At 72.9% G+C, this 20,730-nt stretch carries 13 protein-coding genes; 11 read left to right on the forward strand and 2 right to left on the reverse strand.

From position 1 onward, the window contains the following. Positions 1 to 153: 153 nt before the first annotated feature. Both OG371_RS36300 and OG371_RS36305 read left to right on the forward strand, forming a co-directional pair. Positions 154 to 342 (forward strand): hypothetical protein, encoded by a 189-nt coding sequence (locus tag OG371_RS36300; RefSeq protein WP_329060278.1) that lies wholly within the window; start codon positions 154 to 156, stop codon positions 340 to 342. Between the two features lie 281 nt (positions 343 to 623). Further along, on the forward strand, positions 624 to 1,229 hold the full coding sequence (locus tag OG371_RS36305) for a response regulator transcription factor (RefSeq protein ID WP_329060280.1): 606 nt from the start codon (positions 624 to 626) through the stop codon (positions 1,227 to 1,229). A 223-nt stretch (positions 1,230 to 1,452) separates the two neighbouring features. Here OG371_RS36305 and OG371_RS36310 read toward each other — a convergent pair whose 3' ends face one another. Next, complete coding sequence (locus OG371_RS36310; RefSeq protein ID WP_329060282.1) at positions 1,453 to 3,798, reverse strand: sensor histidine kinase; 2,346 nt, start codon at positions 3,796 to 3,798, stop codon at positions 1,453 to 1,455. A gap of 392 nt (positions 3,799 to 4,190) precedes the next feature. After that, positions 4,191 to 4,997 carry an AfsR/SARP family transcriptional regulator gene (locus tag OG371_RS36315; protein WP_329060284.1) on the reverse strand — a complete coding sequence of 269 codons (807 nt, stop codon included), beginning with the start codon at positions 4,995 to 4,997 and terminating at the stop codon, positions 4,191 to 4,193. A 489-nt stretch (positions 4,998 to 5,486) separates the two neighbouring features. On the opposite strand from OG371_RS36315, the gene OG371_RS36320 reads away from it, so the two are divergent. From OG371_RS36320 to OG371_RS36360, 9 genes are all read left to right on the forward strand, one after another. Next, complete coding sequence (locus OG371_RS36320) at positions 5,487 to 6,389, forward strand: AraC family transcriptional regulator (RefSeq protein ID WP_329060286.1); 903 nt, start codon at positions 5,487 to 5,489, stop codon at positions 6,387 to 6,389. 30 nt (positions 6,390 to 6,419) lie between these two features. After that, entirely contained in the window at positions 6,420 to 7,418 is a 999-nt protein-coding gene (locus tag OG371_RS36325) for a DUF1702 family protein (RefSeq protein ID WP_329060288.1), read from the forward strand. A 132-nt stretch (positions 7,419 to 7,550) separates the two neighbouring features. Beyond that, a complete protein-coding gene (locus tag OG371_RS36330; RefSeq protein ID WP_329060291.1) occupies positions 7,551 to 8,513 on the forward strand; it encodes a DUF1702 family protein in 963 nt (320 codons plus the stop codon). Next, positions 8,510 to 10,483: a CRTAC1 family protein gene (locus tag OG371_RS36335; RefSeq protein ID WP_329060293.1), complete on the forward strand. Its 1,974-nt coding sequence runs from the start codon at positions 8,510 to 8,512 to the stop codon at positions 10,481 to 10,483. Before OG371_RS36330 ends, OG371_RS36335 begins: the two co-directional genes overlap by 4 nt. A gap of 4 nt (positions 10,484 to 10,487) precedes the next feature. Next, positions 10,488 to 11,486, forward strand: a complete 999-nt coding sequence (locus OG371_RS36340; protein ID WP_329060295.1) for an enediyne biosynthesis protein — start codon at positions 10,488 to 10,490, stop codon at positions 11,484 to 11,486. A gap of 48 nt (positions 11,487 to 11,534) precedes the next feature. Continuing rightward, positions 11,535 to 12,092 carry a DUF5987 family protein gene (locus OG371_RS36345; RefSeq protein ID WP_329060297.1) on the forward strand — a complete coding sequence of 186 codons (558 nt, stop codon included), beginning with the start codon at positions 11,535 to 11,537 and terminating at the stop codon, positions 12,090 to 12,092. Continuing rightward, positions 12,089 to 13,759 (forward strand): GMC family oxidoreductase, encoded by a 1,671-nt coding sequence (locus OG371_RS36350; protein ID WP_329060299.1) that lies wholly within the window; start codon positions 12,089 to 12,091, stop codon positions 13,757 to 13,759. The genes OG371_RS36345 and OG371_RS36350 overlap by 4 nt, the downstream gene beginning before the upstream one ends. A 219-nt stretch (positions 13,760 to 13,978) precedes the next feature. Further along, positions 13,979 to 14,773, forward strand: a complete 795-nt coding sequence (locus OG371_RS36355) for a TIGR03084 family metal-binding protein (protein WP_329060301.1) — start codon at positions 13,979 to 13,981, stop codon at positions 14,771 to 14,773. Between the two features lie 134 nt (positions 14,774 to 14,907). Continuing rightward, positions 14,908 to 20,730 carry a type I polyketide synthase gene (locus OG371_RS36360; RefSeq protein ID WP_329060303.1) on the forward strand — a complete coding sequence of 1,941 codons (5,823 nt, stop codon included), beginning with the start codon at positions 14,908 to 14,910 and terminating at the stop codon, positions 20,728 to 20,730.

Genomic DNA, 20,730 nt, shown 5'->3' on the forward strand with positions numbered 1-20,730 from the left:
GCATTTCCTGCACCGAACGCACCAGTGCGCACCGCTGGTCGGCCTATGGGGAAATCAGCAGTACCCGATGAGCTGGGCACTGGCTCCGGATGAGTGCCGCGGTGGACGATGGCGGAAAGTGAACCGAACTGATTCGCCACTGGGAGAATTCGAATGAGCATGAAAATTTCGGAAAAAGCCGCGGTGCTCTTTGCCGGCGTGGGTGTCGACCTGATTGACGCGGAGGTGCCGGTCGACCTCGTCATCGACCGCTTCGACCAGTGGGGCAACGACCGCCACGTCGGCAGGGGGCTTTCCTGCATTTGCGGCGCGGCCCCCGCCCGGGACCACCACTCGGCCTGAGTCCGGGCTTCGGCCCGTTGGCGTGAGCGGCGCGCCGAGCCGGTATGTCGAAGGCTGTTCCGGGCAGTGGCCCGGAACAGCCTTCGTCGTATGGACTGCGTTTCCGGCTCATCGAAATGACACAAAGTAGCCGGACGGCTCCGCATCCGGCATTTTTTCTCCACATCGGCCCGCTTATCCGCCGGCCGTCGGTCAGGTGCCCCGAATGGGGCAATGCCGTGGCTCCCCGGGGTGTTTAACTGAAGGTCGGGGGCTGGTGCAGATGTGAGGGGGCACACCTCGTGATCAAGGTGCTGATTGCCGAGGACATGCACATCGTTCGCGGCGCTCTGGTTGCGCTGCTGCGGCTCGAACCCGATATCGACGTCGTCGGCGAAGTGGCCACCGGTGACGAAATCGTCCCGGCGGTGCGGGCGCTGGGCGCCGAGGTCGCGGTCATCGACATCGACCTGCCCGGAAAGGATGGCCTGACGGCCGCCGGTGAGCTGCACACCGAGGTGCCGGGCTGCCGGACCCTGATCCTGACCAGCCTGGGCCGGCCCGGCACGCTTCGCCGGGCGCTGGCGGCCAAGGTGAGCGGGTTCCTGCTGAAGGACGCCCCGCCGAACAAGCTGGCCAGCGCCGTGCGCGGGGTGGTCGCCGGGCGCCGGATAGTCGACGGCGAGCTCGCGCTGGCCGCATGGGACATCGAGGAGTGCCCGCTGACGGCGCGGGAGCTCGAGGTGCTGCGGCTCACCGCGGAGGGCAGCAGCACGGTCGAGGTCGCGGCTCGGCTGTACCTCTCGGCGGGCACGGTCCGCAACTACCTCACGAACACCGTCACGAAGCTCAACGCCCGCAACCGGGTCGACGCGATCCGCATCGCGAAGGAGACCGGCTGGCTCTGATCGCGGGCCGGTCGCGGTTCCGGGGATCCGGGGCCCGCGCGGGGGAGCGGCTCAGACCGGGACTTCCGCGCGCAGGCGGAGATCGGCTGGCTGTGATCGGGGGCTGGCCGGGGTTTGGAGGGCGGCTCGGGTCGACGCGATCCGCATCGCGAAGGAGACCGGCTGGCTCTGATCGCGGGCCGGTCGCGGTTCCGGGGATCCGGGGCCCGCGCGGGGGAGCAGCTCAGACCGGGACTTCCGCGCGCAGGCGGAAGCGGCCGTCGGCCTCCACCCCCGCGGTCAGCTTGCCGCCGAGGATGGCGACCCGGTGGGCCATGTTGTCGATGCCGCTGCCCGAGGGATCCTGCCGCAGGACCTTGGCCCCCGGCGGTCCCGAAGCCTCCGGGCGTCCGGTCACGCCGTCGTTGACGATGTCGAGGGCCACCCCGCCGCTGGTCCGCTCGACCGCGATCTCGCAGCTGTCCACGTTGCTGTGCCGCAGCACGTTCGTCACGCCCTCGCGCAGCACGACCGCCAGCACCGTGCGCACCGGCCCCGGCAGGTCCTCCTCGAGCATCTCGACCCGCACGCGGACGTCCGCCGCCGCGAGCACGGAGCGCGCCGAACGGGACTCGCTCTCCAGCGACAGCTCGCGGTTCCCGCTGGCCACCGAGCGCACGTCCGCCAGCGCCAGGCGGGTGAGCCCGAGCACCTCCTCCAGCTCCGCCCGGGCGCGGTCCTCGTCGACGGCCAGGACGCGCCTGGTGAGCTCGCTCTTGAGCGCGATCGCCGACAGCGTCATGCCGAGCAGGTCGTGCAGGTCGCGGGCGAACCGCAGCCGCTCCTCGGCGACGGCCATCCCGGCCAGCCGCCGCTGGGTGGAGTCGACCTCGGCGACCAGCCGGACCTGCCAGATCAGGCCGAACACCACGAGACTGGACAAGACCGCGCCGGTGCTGAAGAAGACGACCAGCCCGGGCGGGGTGCCGAGGCCGACCTGGATGGCGACGTAGGCGGCCGTGTTGAGCGCGAACACCGCCCAGCCGGCGACCGGGGGCAGGACCAGCAGGGCGCACCCGGCGACCAGCCCGGGCGCGGTGGCCCAGTTCTGCTGCAGCGGGATCGCGGGCAGGTAGACGAGGCAGGCCTGGACGGCCAGCACGCCGTAGCTCTGGGGCGAGCGCAGCTTCGTGGCCGGCCGGGTGAAGTAGGCCAGCTGGATCACCAGCAGCGCGGCGAGGTCCCCGACGGCGAGGGCGAGCTTCCAGAACTCGGTCGTCCCCGCGATCACCAGCACGACCGGCTGCGCGGCGAGCAGGCAGAACAAGGCGTTGAGCGTCGAGCGGAGGCCCGGCGCCCCGCTCGGCGGCGCGGACGGCAGCCCCTCGGCCAGCGCCGCCTCCGGGGGCGCGGCGAGCGGGAGGTCCAGGTGCAACCGGAACCGGCCGTCCGGGCCGGGCCCCGCGGTGACCGCGCCGCCGAGCTCCCGCACCTCCTCGACGAGCGAGGCCATGCCGGCGCCGGGCGGCGGCCTCTCCTCCTGGGCGGCACCGTCGTTGACGATGTCGAGGGACACCCGGCCGTCTTCCTGGCGGACGGTGATTTCGCACTGTTCGACGTCGCTGTGGCGCAGGACGTCGGTGACTCCCTCGCGCAGCACCTTCGCCAGCGTGGTCCGCGTCCGCACCGGGAGGTCGCCCTGGTCGAGGTGGATCCGGACGGCGATGTCCGACGCGTTCAGCAGGGACTCGGCGGTGCGCGACTCCCGTTCGAGCGTCAGCTCGCGGTAGCCGTGGGCGACGGCCCGGACGTTCGACAGCGCGCGCTGCGCGATTTCGCTGATCTCGCCGAGGGTGCCCTGGGCGCTTTCGGCGGACTTGCGGAGCTGCCGGTGGACGAGCTCGCCCTTGAGCGCGATCGCCGAGAGGCTCAGGCCGAGCAGGTCGTGCAGGTCCTTGGCGAAGGACAGCCGCTGCTCGGCGACGGCGCGGCGGGCCAGCTCGTCCCGGGCGCGGTACAGGTCCGCCACGGTCCGGGCCAGCCGGCTCAGCAGGTACACCACGAGCCCGTAATAGGGGATGTTCAGGCTGCTGTAGACGGTGTCGAGCACACTGGCGCCGGGCACGAAGGACATGATCACGACGACACTCGCGACGCCGGCGCCGAAGACCGGCCAGGCGATCCGCGGCCGCAGGACCAGCAGGACGCTGCCCAGGAAGAAACTGATCTGGCCGATCCAGGCGTCCCCGAAAGTCAGGACCGGCACGTAGGCCAGCGCCGCCTGGCCGGCCAGCAGGAAATGGCTGGCCCTCGAGTCGAGCCTGCTCGTCTGCCTGCCGAAGTGCAGCACCTGGATCGCGACGAGCGCGAGAGCGCAGACCACCCCGTAGGCCGCCGCGACCGGCCCGATCGAGGACTCCAGCAGCGTGACGACGAGGTTGAGGGCGCCGCCGACGAACACGATCGCCACGATGGTCGTGGCCAGGCGCTGCGCCAGGCGAGGGCGCCGGTCGAAGGCGCGGGTGCCGGGTGGTGCCGGAGCCGAGCTCCGTTCCGTTGCGGAGGCGTCCGCCGAACCCCAGGAGATCACGAAGCCTTCCTTCGGCGGGTCCACCGCCGCCGGGCGGACTCGTCGGGAGCCGGCCGGGCCCGACGGTAATGGTCGTGGGGCAGCATGAGCGTAGCTCACCCCCCGGTCCGCGCAGGCTGGTTCGGGCCGGTAGGGGTGGGGTGACCCCTACCGGCCCGGCGACCCGGCGCTGTCGGGCGGCCCGGGTCGGCGCCTCGGACTCAGCCGCTCCGTGCATCGTGACCGGCGGCGCTCAGCGAGGCCCGGCGCACCGGGGCGGTCAGCTCGAAGCCGAACCAGCCGGAATGTCTTGCAGCGCGCGAGGATCGTCGATCAGGCCGCCGGGCCGGAGGTGTGCGGCCGCCGCCCGCCGCACACGTCGGTTCGCGGCCCGCACGGTGGGCGCGGTCCGCTCAGTGGTGGCTGCCTTCGGTGATCAGCGCGCGGTGCAGGAGCTGGATCTCGTCGCAGGGCTCGACGCCGAGTTCGCCGGCCAGGCGGGAACGCAGGCCCCGGTAGACCGTCATCGCGTCGGAGCGCCTGCCGCTCCGGCCGAGCGCGCGCATCAGCTGCCCGTGCAGGGCTTCGTCGAGGGGGCTGTCCGTGGCCAGGCCGTGGAGCTCGCCGATGAGCTCCCGGTGGTGGCCGCCCGCGATCTCGGCCTCGATCCGCAGGTGGAGCACATTCCGCCGCAGTTCGGCGAGCTCGGTCCGGTAGGCCGAGAGGATCGGGCCGCAGTACAGGTTGGCCAGCGGCGCGCCCGACCACAGGTCGAGCGCGGCGCGGTAGCTGTCGGCGGCGCCGGCGTGGTCCCCGCGCGCCCGCCGGTCGTCGCCGACATGCTGCAGGACCCCGAAGTCGTGCACGTCCACCCAGGCGGGGTCGATCTGCAGGGCGTACCCGGACTGGCGCGTGATCAGCATTTCGTCCGGGTCCTTGGCGGGCTGCTTCGCGTCGAGGCAGCGGCGGAGGTGGTGGACGTAGGTGTGCAGGGTCGCGCGGACGGTCCGCGGCGGGTTGTCCGACCACAGCTCCCGGATCAGGGTGTCGATGTGCACCATCCGGCCAGGACGCATCAGCAGTACCGCGAGCAGCTGCAGCACCTTGGGCGTGCTGGGTGCGCGGTCGACGCCGTGGCGCCGGACCTCCAGCGGGCCGAGGACCCTGAACCGCACGTCCTCGCCCGGGGTGCCCTCCGCTTCTCGTTGTCCGGAGCGCATTCCTGGCCTCCTGCATCGTGAATGTCCTGACGATCCCCAGCGCACGCCTCGCCGATCGGGTGGAAGCCGAACTCCGGGCTTCTCCTCGAATGTGACAGAGCGCCGTGTCCGCGGCCAGTGAGCAGCCCACCGGACCCGCCGTGCGTTCGCCCCCGGCCCGGGTGCGTTCCGCAGGGAAGGCGAGTGCCGTTCGCCCGGCCGCCCCTCCGGCGCGGCCGGTCACCGGGGCTGTGCCGGGGTCCCCGGAACGGACCAGGCGGGAGTGCGGCGGGGACACCCCCGCTCACGCAGGCGGGCGGGCCGCACCCCGGCGCGGTGCGTTCCGCACGGGCGGGGGATGCGTTCCGCACGGCCCGCCCCGGACCTGCGCACGGGCGGCCCCGGGCACGCTCCGGATTCCTCAATCGCTCGTCCATCGCCCCACAAGGAGTGGCGTCTTCCCTGGCACCACGACACCTGCCCTCTGCGGAATCCGAGGTTCAACTGATCATGGTGCGCTCCCTTGTGGCTGTCGGCAACGACAGCGATTTCGACGGCCTGGCCCGCGAACCGGCGATCGAGCGGGTGGCGAAACCGGTCCGGCCCGCGGTGCTGCAGGCGATTTCTTCGATCCAGCAGCGGTATTTCGAGCCGATCACGCTCGCCGACCTCTCGTCGGAGGTTTTCGTCAGCCGGTTCCACTTCTCGCGGATCTTCGCCGAGGCGACCGGGGTGACCCCCGGCCGGTTCCTCACCGCCGTGCGCCTGTTCGAGGCGAAACGGCTGCTGCTGACGACGTCGCTGAACGTGTCCGACATCGTGTGCAGCGTCGGCTACAGCAGCGTCGGCACGTTCACGAGCCGGTTCTCCCGGGCGGTCGGGATGACCCCGACCGAGTACCGGGACCCCCGGGTCGCCGAGCTGCTGGTGGCGGTTTCGCCGACGTTCCAACGGCTTCCGCCGCTGCGGACGCTGCCGGGGGCCGGCCGAGACGGCGTCCCGCCGGACCGCGGTGCGGGCACGCTTTCGCTGCGGCTGGACCTGCCGCGCGGCTCGGGGCCCGCGGACACCCTGGTCGGCTTGTTCCCCGACGCGGTGCCCCAGCGCGGCCCGGTCGCCTTCGGCGGGGCGGCCGGCCTGGGCTCGGGCGAGCTGGTCATCGAGGGCGCGCCGGCCGGGCGGTGGACGGCGATCGCGTTCGCCCAGCACCGGACCGGACCGGGCGATACCTGGCTCTCCATCGGGTATTCCGCCGTGCACGTGCCGCCGCACGGCCGGTCCGCCGCCCGGGTGGCGTTGCGCGCACCGGCCCCGACCGACACGCCGATCGCGATCACGCTGGCGGCGACGCGGCCGCCGTTCACCCAGCGCATGCCCGTCGCGCGCGTGCCGTATCCGCGCGCGGCCGCCTGATCCCCCCGACGAGAAAGGACGGCCTCGACGATGTCCACCCTGATCGGCGTGCTGCGCAAGCGATTCCTCTCGCCCACCTTCGCCGCGGTCGGTTTCGCCGGACGCGGCTTCCCGGTCGCCCGCACCGACGCGACGGCCCGGTTGGAGGCGGTGCCCCAAGCGGTCGTCTGCGGTTTCGAATGGGCCGTCGAAGGGGCTTCGCTGTGGGAGGTCGAGCGCCGCCTCGCCCTGATCGAACCGGAGCAGCGCGGCTTCGCCTACGAAGGCGCGACGATGGCTTTCACCATCCTCGACTCCATGCCCGGCGGCGGTCGCGACCGTACCCGTGAGCTGCTCGAAGGGCCGGCCCGCCCGCACATCTTCCTGACCTACATCGGGATCGGCTTCGCCATGGCGCGGCTTCCGCGGCCGCTGTGGAAGAACGTCCTGCCCGAGCTCTCCGGGGTGCCCTACCACCCGGTGATGAGCTGGCTCGCCGTCGACGGCTACGGCTTCGACCGCGCGTACTTCGACACCCGGCGGTGGGTCGGCGAGCAGGCCGAACCCGAGCCGTACCCGTGGGCCGGGTGCCCGGAGTACTTCGGCCGCGCGTTCGACCAGGGCGTCGGGCGGGCGCTGTGGTTCATCCACGGCGGCCGGCCCGCGGCCGTGGCCGAGGCGGTCGGCCGGTTCGCCGGGCGCCGGCGGCCGGACCTGTGGAGCGGGGTCGGGCTCGCCGCGACGTTCGCCGGCGGGGCCGGCCGGGCCGATCTCGGGCAGCTGCCGCGGGCGGCCGGGGAACACTACGACGAACTCGCCCTGGGGGTGGTGTTCGCGGTCAAGGCCCGGACCTACGCCGGGCATGTGCCCGCCCACACCCGGCTCGCCGCCGAGGTGCTCACCGGGCGTTCGGTGCCGGCGCTGCAGGAGGTCTCCGACCGGGCCGAGGCGCGAGGCGAGGACGAGGGCGGCCCGCTGCCGCGCTACGAGCTCTGGCGCGAGGGGATCCGGGCGGAATTCCGGCCCGCCGCGCGCCGGGCCGCAGGCTGATTTCGCCGTTCCGCCGCCGGCGGCAAACGTGGAGTAGACCGCGGCCCGCGCCACCTGTGATCGTGGAACGGACCTCGAAAAACAAATGGCAACCCGTGAGGGGGAAGTGCGTTGGGCGACGGTTGGCGCGGGTTGAGGCGCCGGATACTCACCCCTGATGATTCCGAGACTTCGCTGGAAAAACGTGGGTTCCACGTGAAGAGCCCGCAGTCCCGGGAGTTGCTGGAAACAGTGGGAAAGAAATTCTTGCTCGGTTATGCGCACGCTATGGAGGCGCGCACCCCCGAACAGTGCGAGGAGTGGCTGGGGCGCATTCCGGTGCAGTTCCGAGGGTTCGCGTACGAGGGCGCGGGAATGGGCTACGCGATGCTCGACGGCCTGCCTTTCGGCGGACGCGAGCACGTCGGCGGCTTCCTGGCCCGTCCCGGTGGCGAACTGCAGCAGTACATCGTCCTGGTCGGCGCCGGCTGGGCAATGGCGCGCCTGCCGCGCTTCGCCTGGCCTGCCGCGGACCGGTTCGACCCGCTGCTGCGCTGGCTGGTGCTCGACGGCTACGGCTTCCACCAGGCGTACTTCAAGACCGGGAAGTACGTCCGGCAGCAGTACCGGGAGCCGGGCTTCCCGTGGCCGTCGCGCAGGCACGGCGATTACGCGCTGCGGGCGATCGACCAGGGCATCGGCCGCGCGCTGTGGTTCGTCTGCGGCACCGACGTCGGACTGGTGACCAGGACGGTCGCCGGCTTCGACCCGGCCCGCCACGGTGACCTCTACGCCGGGATCGGCCTGGCGGCGACGTATGCCTGCGGGGCGAGCGAGGAGGAACTGGGCGAACTCGCCCGGCGTGCGGGCGAGCACCGCGGGCAACTGGCCCAGGGCAGCGCTTTCGCGGCCGACGCCCGGGTTCGCGCCGGCCTGCTGCTGCCCGAGACCGACGTCGCCACCCGCGCGCTGTGCGGCCTGTCCGCCGAACGCGCGGCGGCGATCACCCGGGAGGTGCGCCCGGCCGTGTCCGCCGACGGCGAGCTCCCGGCATTCGAAGTCTGGCGGCAGCGGATCGCCGGCGCGGTGCTGACCCACGGAGGTGCGAACACATGAGCAGGACCTCACACCGGCTGCGCCGGCAGCTGGCGGGCATAGTGGCGATCGCGCTGATGCTGACGCTGTTCTTCGTCGCCCGGCTGCCGGGCGTCTCGGCCGCCGAACAGGACCGGATGGCGGACCGGTTCCGCTTCACGCCGATGACGATCGCGCTCCCCGCGGCGGCGAAGTCGCAGTACGTCCGGACGCTGAACAAGCAGTACCAGCACATCTCCGCCTGGATGTCGTCGACCGGTGCCGCGATCGCGATGAACGACCTCGACGGCGACGGGAAGGCGAACGACCTCTGCCTGGTGGACCCGCGCAGCGACCAGGTCGTCGTGACTCCCACGCCGGGACCGGGCGACCATCGCTACCCGCCGTTCGCGCTCGACCCGGCGCCGCTGCCGACGTGGGACTACATGGCCCCGATGGGCTGCGTCCCCGGCGACTTCAACGAGGACGGCCGGATGGACATCCTGGTCTACTACTGGGGCCGCACGCCGGTCGTGTTCCTGCAGAAGGCCGGCGCCACCGGGCTCTCGCCCGCGGCCTACGAGCCGGTCGAGCTGGTGCCGGGGAACAAGCGCGGCCCGGACGGCAAGTACAACGGTCCACTGTGGAACAGCAACGCCGCGACCATCGGCGACTTCGACGGGGACGGGCACGTGGACGTCTTCATCGGCAACTACTTCCCGGACAGCAAGGTGCTCGACCCGAACGCCGACGGCGGCATCACGATGAACCAGTCGATGTCGCACGCGACGAACGGCGGCGGCAAGTACCTCTACCGCTGGACCGGCGCCACCGCGGGGACGAAGCCGACCGTGTCGTTCGCGGACGCTTCGAACGCCATTCCCGAGGGCGACCGCACCGGGTGGTCGCTGGGCGCCAGCGCCACCGACATCGACGCCGACGGCCTGCCCGAGCTCTACATCGCCAACGACTTCGGGCACGACCACCTGCTCTACAACAAGTCCCGGCCGGGCCACCTGGAATTCGGCGAGGTCACCGGGGTCCGCGGGCCGTCCGAGCCGAAGTCCAAAGTGCTCGGCAACGACTCGTTCAAGGGCATGGGCGTGGACTTCGGGGACTTCAACCACGACGGGCTCTACGACCTGTTCGTCAGCAACATCACGACCTCGTGGGGCGTCGAGGAGTCGAACCTCCAGTTCGTGAACACCGCGAAGGACATCGCGGACCTGCGCGGCCGGCTGCGGCAGGGCGTGGCCCCGTTCCACGACGAGAGCGGGGACACGGGGACGGCGTGGTCGGGCTGGGGCTGGGACCCGAAGATCGAGGACTTCGACAACAGCGGTGACGTCCAGATCGCCCAGGCGACCGGGTTCATCAAAGGCCAGGTCAACCGGTGGCCCCAGCTGCAGGAGCTGGCGGTGGCCAACGACGGCGTGACGTCGAACCCGTTCTGGTGGCCCAACGCCCAGCCCGGGGACGACCTCGCCGGCGACCAGGCGCTGCACTTCTTCGTGAAGCGCTCGGACGGCACCTACGTCGACCTCGCGCCGAAGCTCGGCCTGGCCGTCCCGGTGCCCACCCGCGGCATCGGCGTCGGGGACGCGGACGGCGACGGCCTGCCCGAGTTCGCCGTCGCGCGGCAGTGGGCGGAGCCGGTCTTCTACCACAACGACAGTCCCAAGACCGGCAAGTTCCTGCAGCTGAAGCTGACCACCGACGCCCCCGTGGCGCCCGGCCCGCTGCCCTCGGCCGGCTCGCCGGCGATCGGCGCCGAGGCCACCGTCACCACGGCGGACGGCAAGAAGTACCTGGGCCGGGTCGACGGCAGCAGCGGCCACTCCGGCCGCCGCAGCTTCGACGTGCAGATCGGGCTCGGCCCGGACGTCGCCGGCCCGCTCGCGGTGCACCTGCAATGGCGGGACCGCACCGGGCAGCTGCGCAGCCAGGACTTGAAGCTCGCGCCGGGCTGCCACGCGTTCCGGCTCGGTTCCCAGGCGAAGGAAGAGATGTGAGGTCATGGCGACGCCCATAGCGACGACAGCGGACACTGCACCGCCGAAGCGGACCAACAAGGTCACCACGGCCCTACGCCGCTTCGCCATCTCCATCACGATTTTCAACATCGCCGGCTACACCTTCCTCGGGTTCGAGCAGCCGTGGCTGTACCCGTTCATCGCGCTGGCGACGGCGTACGCCACGGAGCTCCTGCTGGAGACCATCAACGCCCGGGTGACCGGCCGGGAGGTCCGGTTCCGCGGCAACGGGTTCAAGGGCCTGGCGGAGTTCCTGCTGCCCGCCCACATCACCGCCCTGGCGCTGAACATGCTGACCTACGTCAACGACCACGTCTGGGCGATGGTCTTCGGGGTCGTCGTCGCGGTCGGCGCGAAGTGGGTCCTGCAAGCGCCGGTGTACGGCCGGATGCGGCACTACATGAACCCGTCCAACTTCGGGATCACGGTCATGCTGCTGGTGTTCCCGTGGGTCAACATGACGCCGCCGTACCACTTCTCGGAGAACATCGACACCTGGGGCGGCTGGCTGATCGTGGGGATCATCATGGTGTCGGGCACGGTGCTCAACTCGCTGCTGACCGGCCGGATGTGGCTGATCGCGGGCTGGCTGTCGTTCTTCGTGGTCCAGGCGGTCCTGCGCGGGGTGCTGTTCGGCACGGCCATCCCCGGGGCGCTGGCGATGGGCACCGGGATCGCGTTCGTGCTCTACACGAACTACATGGTGACCGACCCCGGCACGTCGCCCTCGAAGCCGGTCCCGCAGTTCGCCTTCGGGGCCGGGGTCGCGCTGATGTACGGGTTCTTCGTGGCCGCGCACATCGCCTACGGGCTGTTCTTCGCCACGGCGAGCGTCTGCCTGATCCGCGGGATGTTCCTGTGGAGCCTGCACTTCTCGAACAAGGCGCGGATCAAGTTCGAGGCCGGGCGGGCCGCGGCGCGGGTGCGGGAACCCGAGGCACAGCCGGCTCCGGCCGAGGACGGCAAGCCCCTCGCGGCGTGACCGCGGGCGGGGACAGTTCCACTTCGGACAGACTGAGGAGGCAGGCCGGTGAACGGCGAAGAAGAGGTCAAGGTGGAGACCCTGGAGGCGTACGCCGACACGATCATCCCGGGGGAGAAGCGGTTCCCGGGCGATCGCGCGGTGGCCGGCGTCTCGCCGGGGCCGGGAGCGGTGGCGGCCGGTGCGCTGGACCTGGTCGGGTACGAGGCCACCGGCATCACCGCCGGCCTGCCGTACCTGGTGCAGTCGCTGAACGACCACGCGAAGTCCTACGCCGGCGAGTGCGGGCTGGAGCTCGACGGTGACGTGCCGCCGTTCGTGGCGCTGCCGTACGAGCACCGGCGGGCCCTGGTGCAGCGGCTGACCGGGCCCGGCCACCCGGAGAAGGAGGGGTGGGTCAGCCTGGCGCTGTTCTGCAACATGGCCTTCGACAGCGCCGCGCACCTGCACACCGCCGACGCGATCAGGGACGGGCACCCGGGCCTGCTGGCGCTGGGCTACCGGGCGCCGGACCCGGACGGGCTCTGGCGGTTCCCGAAGTTCTCCTACGGCCGCAAGCTGGCCGAGCTCCACCCCGGCACGACGCCGTCCGGGAGCCCCGCATGAACGCGATCGAGAAGACCGACGTCGTCATCGTCGGCAGCGGTTTCGGCGGCTCCATCCCCGCCTACCACCTCGCGGCGGGCGGCGCGAAGGTGGTCGTGCTCGAGCGCGGGCCGTGGCTGGCCGCGGCCGAGTTCGAGCACGACTACCTGCTCGGGTCCTCCTACACCCGCGTGTTCGACTTCGTCGCGGGCGACGGGATGAGCGTGCTCGGGGGCAACTGCGTGGGCGGCGGCAGCGTGGTGTACTTCGCGGCGATGCCGCGGGCGCCGAAGTTCGTCTTCGACCGCCGGGGCGGCATCGGCCGGCGGATGTGGCCGGCGGAGATCAGCCGGGACTCCCTGGAACCGTGGTACGACCGGGTGGAGGAGTCGATCCCGGTGTCCACACAGGACTGGAATGACGTCTCCTACGCGGGCGGGCTGTGGGCCGCGGCCTGCCACCACTCGGGCCGCACGGCGAACCCGGCGCCGGTGGCGGTGGACAACCACACCTGCGTCAACTGCAACTTCATGATGGCCGGCTGCCGGTTCGACGCGAAGCGGTCGATGTTGACGAACTACCTGCCCGCCGCGCTGGCGCACGGCGCGCAGATCCGGCCGCTGCACGAGGTCGAGCGGCTGGAGCGCACCGAGGACGGTGGCTACCGGGTCCACTTCGACCTGATCGACGAAGTGGACTACCGGGTGCACACCGGCAGCGGCGTGATCGAGGCGAAGATCGTCATCATCGCCGCCGGCGCCGGGGCGACCCCGGTGATCCTGCAGCGCTCGGAATCCTCGCTGGGCACCATGCCGCACGGCGTCGGCCGGTACTTCTCCGGCAACGGCGAGCGGCTCAACACCGCGATCATCGACGAGGACCGGGTGCGCGAGGTGCTCGGGCTCTCCGGCGCGGACGGCGCGGTCTACGGCGCCAACCACATCGGCAAGGGCCCGACGGTGGCGAACTGGGACAAGCTCGACGGCTCGCTGCCGGAGTACGAACGGTATTCCCTGGAGCAGCTGTACTTCCCGCCCGGGCTCGGCACGATCCTGGCGCAGGTCCCCGGCGGCGAGGAGCCGCGATGGTTCGGCGCCCAGAAGAAGGAGATCCTCAAGCAGTGGTCGAACTGGCTGACGATCTTCCTGATGACCGAGGACGACAACGAAGGCGTCTTCGGGGCTCCGCCGCCCACCGGCAACGCGTACCGCATCTCGCAGCAGATGCTGGGCCGCGGGCCCCTGCGCTACGAGCCGACGGCGAACACCCGGCACGGCTGGGCGCTGGCGGACGCGGACTGCAAAGCCATCATCGAGAAGGACGGCCTGGCGAAGGTCGCGCCCTGGACCAACGACGTCGTCGGCGCGTACACCGTGCACCCATTGGCTTCCTGCCGCATCGGTGACGACGCGGCGACTTCCGCGCTGCGGCCCGACCACGAGCTGCGCGGCCACGCCGGCATCTTCGTCACCGACAGCGCTTCGGTGCCCGGTGCGCTGACGGTCAACCCGGCCATGACGATCGCGGCACTGGCCGAACGGGCGGTGCCCGGCATCGTCCGCGCGTTGCAGGACCGCGGGGTCGAGGTCAAGTACGGCGCCCCGGCGCCGGACGGCTCCGTCACGGGCCGCCGGTCAGTGTCCAAATTGGACATAGTGGCGAGCGGCCGGCTCCCGGTGCGCCCGTGAAGAGAAGACCCGGCCCGTCCCGGTCGGCCATGCTCGGCAGAGGCGGACCGGACGCCGGAGCACTGCAGCTCCGGACGGCCGGGCGGGCCGGCTCGCCGCGGTCCGCCTGCCCCCGGCCGCCGCACGCCGTACCCCCCTTGCACCGCGTGCGGCGGCCGCCGGGGCACCACAAGCCGGTGCACCACAAGGAAAGCGAACCACGCGAGAGGACGGCACAGGGTGACTGACACGACAGGCGTGATCGCCGATCTGACCGCCGAGGCCGCCGAGGTCGACGCGCTGGTGGCCGGTCTCGCGGAGGACGGGTGGGAGACCCCGAGCCCCGCGCCGGGCTGGCGCGTGCGGGACCAGATCGCCCACCTCGCCTTCATCTTCCGCATCGCCGGGCTGGCCGCGGCGCAGCCGGAGGCCTTCGTCGCGATGACGGGGTCGCTCACCGGCGGGCTCGACGCGGCCGTCAACGCGGCGCTCGGGGAGTTCGAGCACGACCCGGCCGAGGTGCTGCTCACGAAGTGGCGGGCCGAGCGGGACGCCTCGATCAAGGCGCTCGCCGCGGTGCCGGGCGACCGGCTCGTGCCGTGGCTGGTGGCCCCGCTGCCGCCGTACGTGCTCGCGTGCGCCGGGATGATGGAGCTGTTCGCGCACGGCCAGGACGTGGCCGACGCGCTCGGGGTGCGGCCGGTCCGCACCGACCGGCTGGCCCACCTCGTCGGGTTCGCCGTCCGGGTCCGGGACTTCGGTTACCAGTCCCGGAACCTCACGCCGCCGGAGGCCGAGTTCCGGTTCGAGATCACCGGGCCCTCGGGCGCCCGCTGGACGTTCGGGCCGCCGGACTCGTCGGAGCGGATCACCGGCAGCGCCGAGGACTTCTGCCTGCTGGTCACCCGGCGGCGGCACCGCGACGACCTCGACGTGCGGGCCGAGGGCGGGCTGGCCGACCGGTGGCTCGACCTCGCGCAGGCCTACCGCGGCCCGGCCGGCGAGGGCCGGCGGCCGGGGCAGTTCGCCGGCTGAACGACGTCCGTCCACCTTGGACCGGGGGACCCGCCGCCGCGCGCGGCCGGCCCGGGCGCGGGTACGGGAATGAATACGCGACCGGCGGGCCAGGCCGGTCACCGGGCACGAGAAGCCAGTGGGAGTGCGGTGGCATGAGTGGTGAGCGGATTTCGATCGTGGGTATCGGGCTTCGGTACCCGGACGCGGGTTCCCCCGACGAGCTCTGGGAGAACGTGCTGGCCGGCCGCCGGGCGTTCCGCCGGCTGCCCGACGAGCGGATGAACCGGGCGGACTACTACTCGGCCGACCCCGGCGCGCCGGACCGCTTCTACGCGCAGAAGGCCGCCGTGCTGCGGGACTACGAGTTCGACCGGGTCGCCTTCAAGGTGGCGGGCAGCACCTTCCGGGCCACCGACACCACGCACTGGCTCGCGCTCGAGGTCGCCGCGCAGGCCCTCGCCGACGCCGGGTTCCCCGGCGGCGAGGGCGCGCCGAAGACGGCCGCCGGTGTGGTCATCGGGAACAGCCTGACCGGCGAGTTCTCCCGGGCGAACGCGCTGCGGCTGCGCTGGCCGTACGTCCGGCGCACGGTCGCGGCCGCGCTGGGCCGGCGCGACTGGGGCGAGGACGAGACCGCGGACTTCCTGCGCGAGCTGGAAGTCCAGTACAAGGCGCCGTTCCCGGAGATCAACGAGGACTCCCTCGCCGGCGGGCTGGCGAACACCATCGCCGGGCGGGTCTGCAACCACTTCGACTTCGCCGGCGGCGGGTTCACAGTGGACGGTGCCTGCTCGTCCTCGCTGCTGTCGGTGGTCAGTGCCGCCAACTCGCTCGTGCAGGGCGACCTCGACCTCGCCGTGGCCGGCGGCGTCGACCTCTCGATCGACCCGTTCGAGGTGATCGGGTTCGCGAAGACCGGCGCGCTGGCGAAGCGCGAGATGAAGGTCTACGACGCCGATTCGAACGGGTTCTGGCCCGGCGAGGGCTCGGGCATGCTCGTGCTGATGCGCGAGGCCGACGCGATCGAGCAGGGCAAGCGGATCTACGCGAACGTGGCCGGCTGGGGTGTCTCGTCGGACGGCAAGGGCGGCATCACGCGGCCCGAGGCGGCGGGGCACCGGCTCGCGCTCGAGCGGGCGTACGCCCGCGCGGGCTACGGCGTGGAGACCGTGTCCTACTTCGAGGGCCACGGCACCGGCACCGCGCTCGGCGACGCCACGGAGATCGCCGCGCTCTCGGGCGCCCGCCGCGACGCGGACCCGCTGGCCGCGCCGGCCGCGCTGTCCACGATCAAGGGCAACATCGGGCACACCAAGGCCGCGGCGGGGGTCGCCGGGCTGATCAAGGCGACCCTCGCCGTCCACCACCAGCTGATCCCGCCCGCCACCGGGCACTACGACCCGCACGAGTCGCTGACCGGTGACTCCGCCCGGATGTACGTGCCGCTCGAGGCCGGGCTGTGGCCGGCGGACCGGCCGGTGCGCGCCGGGGTGTCCGCGATGGGATTCGGCGGGATCAACTCGCACGTCGCGGTCGCGGAGGCGCCGGACGCGCCGCGCCGCCGAGAGGTCGACGAGCGCTCGCGCGCGCTCGTCGCCGGACGGCAGGACGCCGAGCTGCTGGTCTTCGACGCCGACGACGTCACCGCCCTGCGCGCCAAGCTCGCCGCGCTCCTGGAAGTGGCGCCGAAGCTGTCGTTCGCCGAGCTGACCGACCTGGCGGGCGCGCTGGCGGGCGAGCTGTCGGGCAAGCCGGTGCGGGCCGCGGTCGTCGCGGCGGACCCCGAGCAGGCCGAGCGGAAACTGACCCGGCTGCTCGCCCTGCTCGAAGACGGCGACTCGGTGTTCGAGGAGGCGGACGGGATCTTCGCGAGCTCGCGCAAGCCCGCGCCGAGGATCGGATTCCTGTTCCCCGGCCAGGGTTCCGGGCGCGGGGGAGACAACGCGCTGCGCCGGCGGTTCACCTCGGCCGGCGAGATCCACGACGCCGCGGCGCTGCCGCGGGCGGGCGACCAGGCCACGACCGAGGTGGCGCAGCCGCGGATCGTCACCGGCTCCCTCGCCGGGTTGCGCGTGCTGCGAGCGTTCGGCGTGGCGGCGGCCACCGCGGCCGGGCACAGCCTCGGTGAGCTGACCGCCCTGCACTGGGCCGGCGCGATCGGCGAGCGCGACGTGCTGAAGCTCGCCAAGATCCGGGGCCGGGTGATGGCGACCGAGGTCGCGCCGGGAACCGGGGCGATGGCGGGCATCGCGGCGTCGCCCACCCGGACCGAAGCGCTCGGGCTGGGCCGGGACGTCGTCATCGCCGGCTACAACACCCCCCGCCAGACCGTGGTCTCCGGGCCGGTCGCCGCCGTCGACCGGGTGATCGCCGCGGCGAAGGCGGCGGGCCTCGACGCGACCCGGGTCAAGGTGTCGCACGCGTTCCACTCCCCGGCGCTCGAACCCGCCTCGGTCGCGATGATCGAGCGGCTCGGCGAGTTCGCCTTCGCCCGGCTCGAACGGCCTGTGGTGTCCACAGTGACCGGTGACGTCCTGCACGCCGCGGAGAACCTGCCGGAGCTGCTGCGCGATCAGATCGTGCTGCCGGTCCGGTTCCGCGAGGCGGCGGCGAAGCTCGCCGAGCGCAGCGACCTGGTGGTCGAGGTCGGCCCCGGCCGGGTGCTCACCGGGCTGTTCGAACAGATCGCGCCGGGTGTGCCGGTGCTGGCGTTCGACACCGACAGCGGCTCCCTCGCCGGTCTCCTGCGGGTGCTCGGCGCGGCGTTCACCCTGGGCGCGCCGGTCGACCCCACGCGGCTGTTCGAGGGCCGGGCCGTCCGCGGCCTGCCCGCCGACGGCGTGTACCGGTTCCTGGCCAGCCCCTGCGAGGCGGCGCCTTCGATCGACGCCGGCCTCGCCGCGGAGCCGTCGGCCGGGGCGGCGCAGCCCACCGGCGTCGAGGACTCCGGCGAGGCCGGCAGCGGCACCACGCTCGACCTGCTCCGCAAGCTCGCCACCGAGCGCGTCGAGCTGCCGCTGGAGGCGGTCACCGCCGACACCCACCCGCTCGACGACCTGCACCTGTCGTCGATCACGGTGGGGCAGCTGGTCAACGACGTCACCCGGGCGCTGGGCCGGCCGGCCCTGGAGGGCATGCCGAACTTCGCCACGGTCCGGCTCGGCGAGCTCGCCGGGATGATCGACGAGCTGGCGCAGACGGAAGGGCCGGGCCACTCCGCGGCCAAGGGCGCCGTGCCGGGGGTCGGCCCCTGGGTCCGGCCGTTCTCGGTCGAGCAGGTGCCGTCCCCACGGCCCGCCGCGGACCTCCCCGAACGGCCGGAGCCCTCCGAATGGCAGGTGTTCTCGACGCCGGGGCACCCGCTCGCCGAGCCGCTGCGGGCCGCGCTCGCCCGTTCGGGCGCGGGGGACGGCGTGGTGCTCTGCCTGCCCGCCGACTGCGAACCCGGCCACGTGGGGCTGTTCCTGGACGCGGCCCGGGCGCTGCTGTCCGCACCGGAGGGCACCCGGTTCGCCGTCGTCCACCACGGGTACGGCGCGTCCGGCCTGGCGAAGACGCTGCGGCTGGAGGCCCCGTCGGCGAAGACCACGATCGTCGACCTGGCCGACCCGGCCCCGGCCGGCCCGGCGGCGATCGAGGCGGCGGCGACCGTGGCCGCCGAGGTCGCCGCGACCACGGACTTCGCCGAAGCGCACTACGACGCCGAGGGCCGCCGCACGGTGCCGCGGCTGGCCGCGCTGCCCGCCGCTCCGGCCGGGCCGGTCCCGGAGGCCCTCGGCCGGACCGACGTCCTGCTGGTCACCGGCGGCGGCAAGGGCATCACCGCGGAGAGCGCGCTGGCGCTGGCGAAGGACTCCGGCGCGAACCTCGCCCTCGTCGGGCGCAGCGATCCGGAGCAGGACACCGAGCTGGCGGAGAACCTCGGCCGCATGGCGGCGGCGGGCATCCGCTACCGCTACGAGCGCGCCGACGTCACCGACGCCGAGCAGGTGGCCCGCGTCGTCGCCCGGATCGAAGCCGACCTCGGCCCGGTCACGGCGGTCCTGCACGGTGCGGGCCGCAACGAGCCGGCGGCGTTGTCCACCCTGACCGAGGACGCCTTCCGCCGGACGCTGGCGCCGAAGGTCGACGGGCTCCGCGCGGTGCTCGACGCGGTCGACCAGGACCGCGTCAAGCTGCTGGTCACGTTCGGCAGCATCATCGGGCGCGCCGGCCTCCGCGGCGAGGCGCACTACTCCACGGCGAACGACTGGATGACCGAGGCGACCGTGCGGTTCGGCCGCGAGCACCCGCGAGCGCGGGCGATCGCGCTGGAGTGGTCGGTCTGGTCCGGCACCGGCATGGGGGAGCGGCTGGGGGTGGTCAGCGCGCTCCGGCGAGACGGCATCACGCCGATCCCGACCGAGGCGGGCATCCCACTGCTGCGCCGGCTGGTCTCCGGCCCCGGAGTCCCGCCGGTGCTGGTGATCTGCGGCCGGATGGCGGGCCTGCCCACGCTGCCGATCCAGCGCCGCGAGCTCCCGCTGACCCGGTTCATCGACCGCGTGGTCGTGCACTTCCCCGGGGTCGAGCTGATCACCGAAGCGGAGCTGTCCGCGGGCAGCGACCCGTACCTGGCCGACCACCGGCTCGACGGCCAGCTGCTGTTCCCGGCCGTGCTGGGCATGGAAGCGATGATGCAGGTCGCGTCGGCGACGCTCGGCCGGAGCACCGCCCCCACCCTCGAGGACGTCGAGTTCCTCCGGCCCGTCGTCGTCCCGCCGGGCCGCTCGACCACGATCCGGCTGGCCGCGCTCGTGCGGGACGCCGACACCGTGGACGTGGTGATCCGCAGCGAGGAGACCGGGTTCGGCGCGGACCACTTCCGGGCGCGGCTGAACTTCGCCCGCCCGCCGGTGCTCGGCGAAGCGGTGGTGCGGGAGACCGGGCTGCCGGCGGTCCCGGTGGAGCCGATCCGGGAGCTGTACGGCACGGTTTTGTTCCAGGGCAAGCGGTTCCAGCGCGTCGTCGGCTACCGCAGGGCCGTCGCCCGGCACGCCGTCGCGGAGATCGCGACCACCGCGAACGTCGCGTGGTTCGCGCCGTTCCTGCCGCAGGAGCTGCTGCTCGCCGACCCCGGGACGCGGGACGCGATGATGCACGCGATCCAGTGCTGCGTGCCGAACGCGACCCTGCTGCCCCAGGGCATCGAGAAGCTCCACCTGGCCGAGCCGGGCGCCCAGCACGACGAGTACGTGCTGCTCGACGCCCGCGAACGGGCCCAGGACGGCGACAGCTACGTCTACGACCTCGACGTGCGCAACCCCGACGGCACCCTCGTCGAACGCTGGGAGGGCCTGAAGCTGCGGGCCGTGCGCGAGCGCGACGGTGCCGGGCCGTGGGTCCCGTCGATGCTCGGCTCCCACCTGGAGCGGGCGTGCGAGCGGATGCTCGGCGGGACGCGGTCGGTGGTGGTCGAGCCGGATCCGGTCGGCCACCCGGCCGAGGGCACCGCCGGGCGGCGGGCCCAGACCGCGCTCGCGGCGAGCCGCACCGTCGACCGGCCGCTCCGGATCCGCTACCGGCCCGACGGCAGACCGGAGGCGGACGGGCTCGCGGTGACCGCGTCGCACACCGCGGGGCTGACGCTGGCTGTGACCGGCGCCGGGCAGCTCGCGTGCGACATGGAGAGCGTGGCCGAGCGCAGCGGCGAGGACTGGGCCGGGCTGCTGGGCGAGGAGCTCGTCGCCGTCGGCAGGCTGCTGGTCGCGGAGACCGGGGAGCCGGCCGCGGTGGCCAACACCCGGGTCTGGTGCGCGCTGGAGTGCGTGCGCAAGACCGGCGGGCTGACCCAAGCGCTCACCGTCCGCCGGGTCGAACCCGGCGGCTGGGCGCTGCTCGCCAGTGGCGAGGCCCTGATCGCGACGTGGCGGACCACGGTCAACGACCGCCGGGACCCGGTGGTCTTCGCGGTGCTGCAGGCGGAGGGGGAGTGA

This window comes from Amycolatopsis sp. NBC_01480 (genome assembly GCF_036227205.1).
Taxonomy (GTDB): Bacteria; Actinomycetota; Actinomycetes; order Mycobacteriales; family Pseudonocardiaceae; genus Amycolatopsis.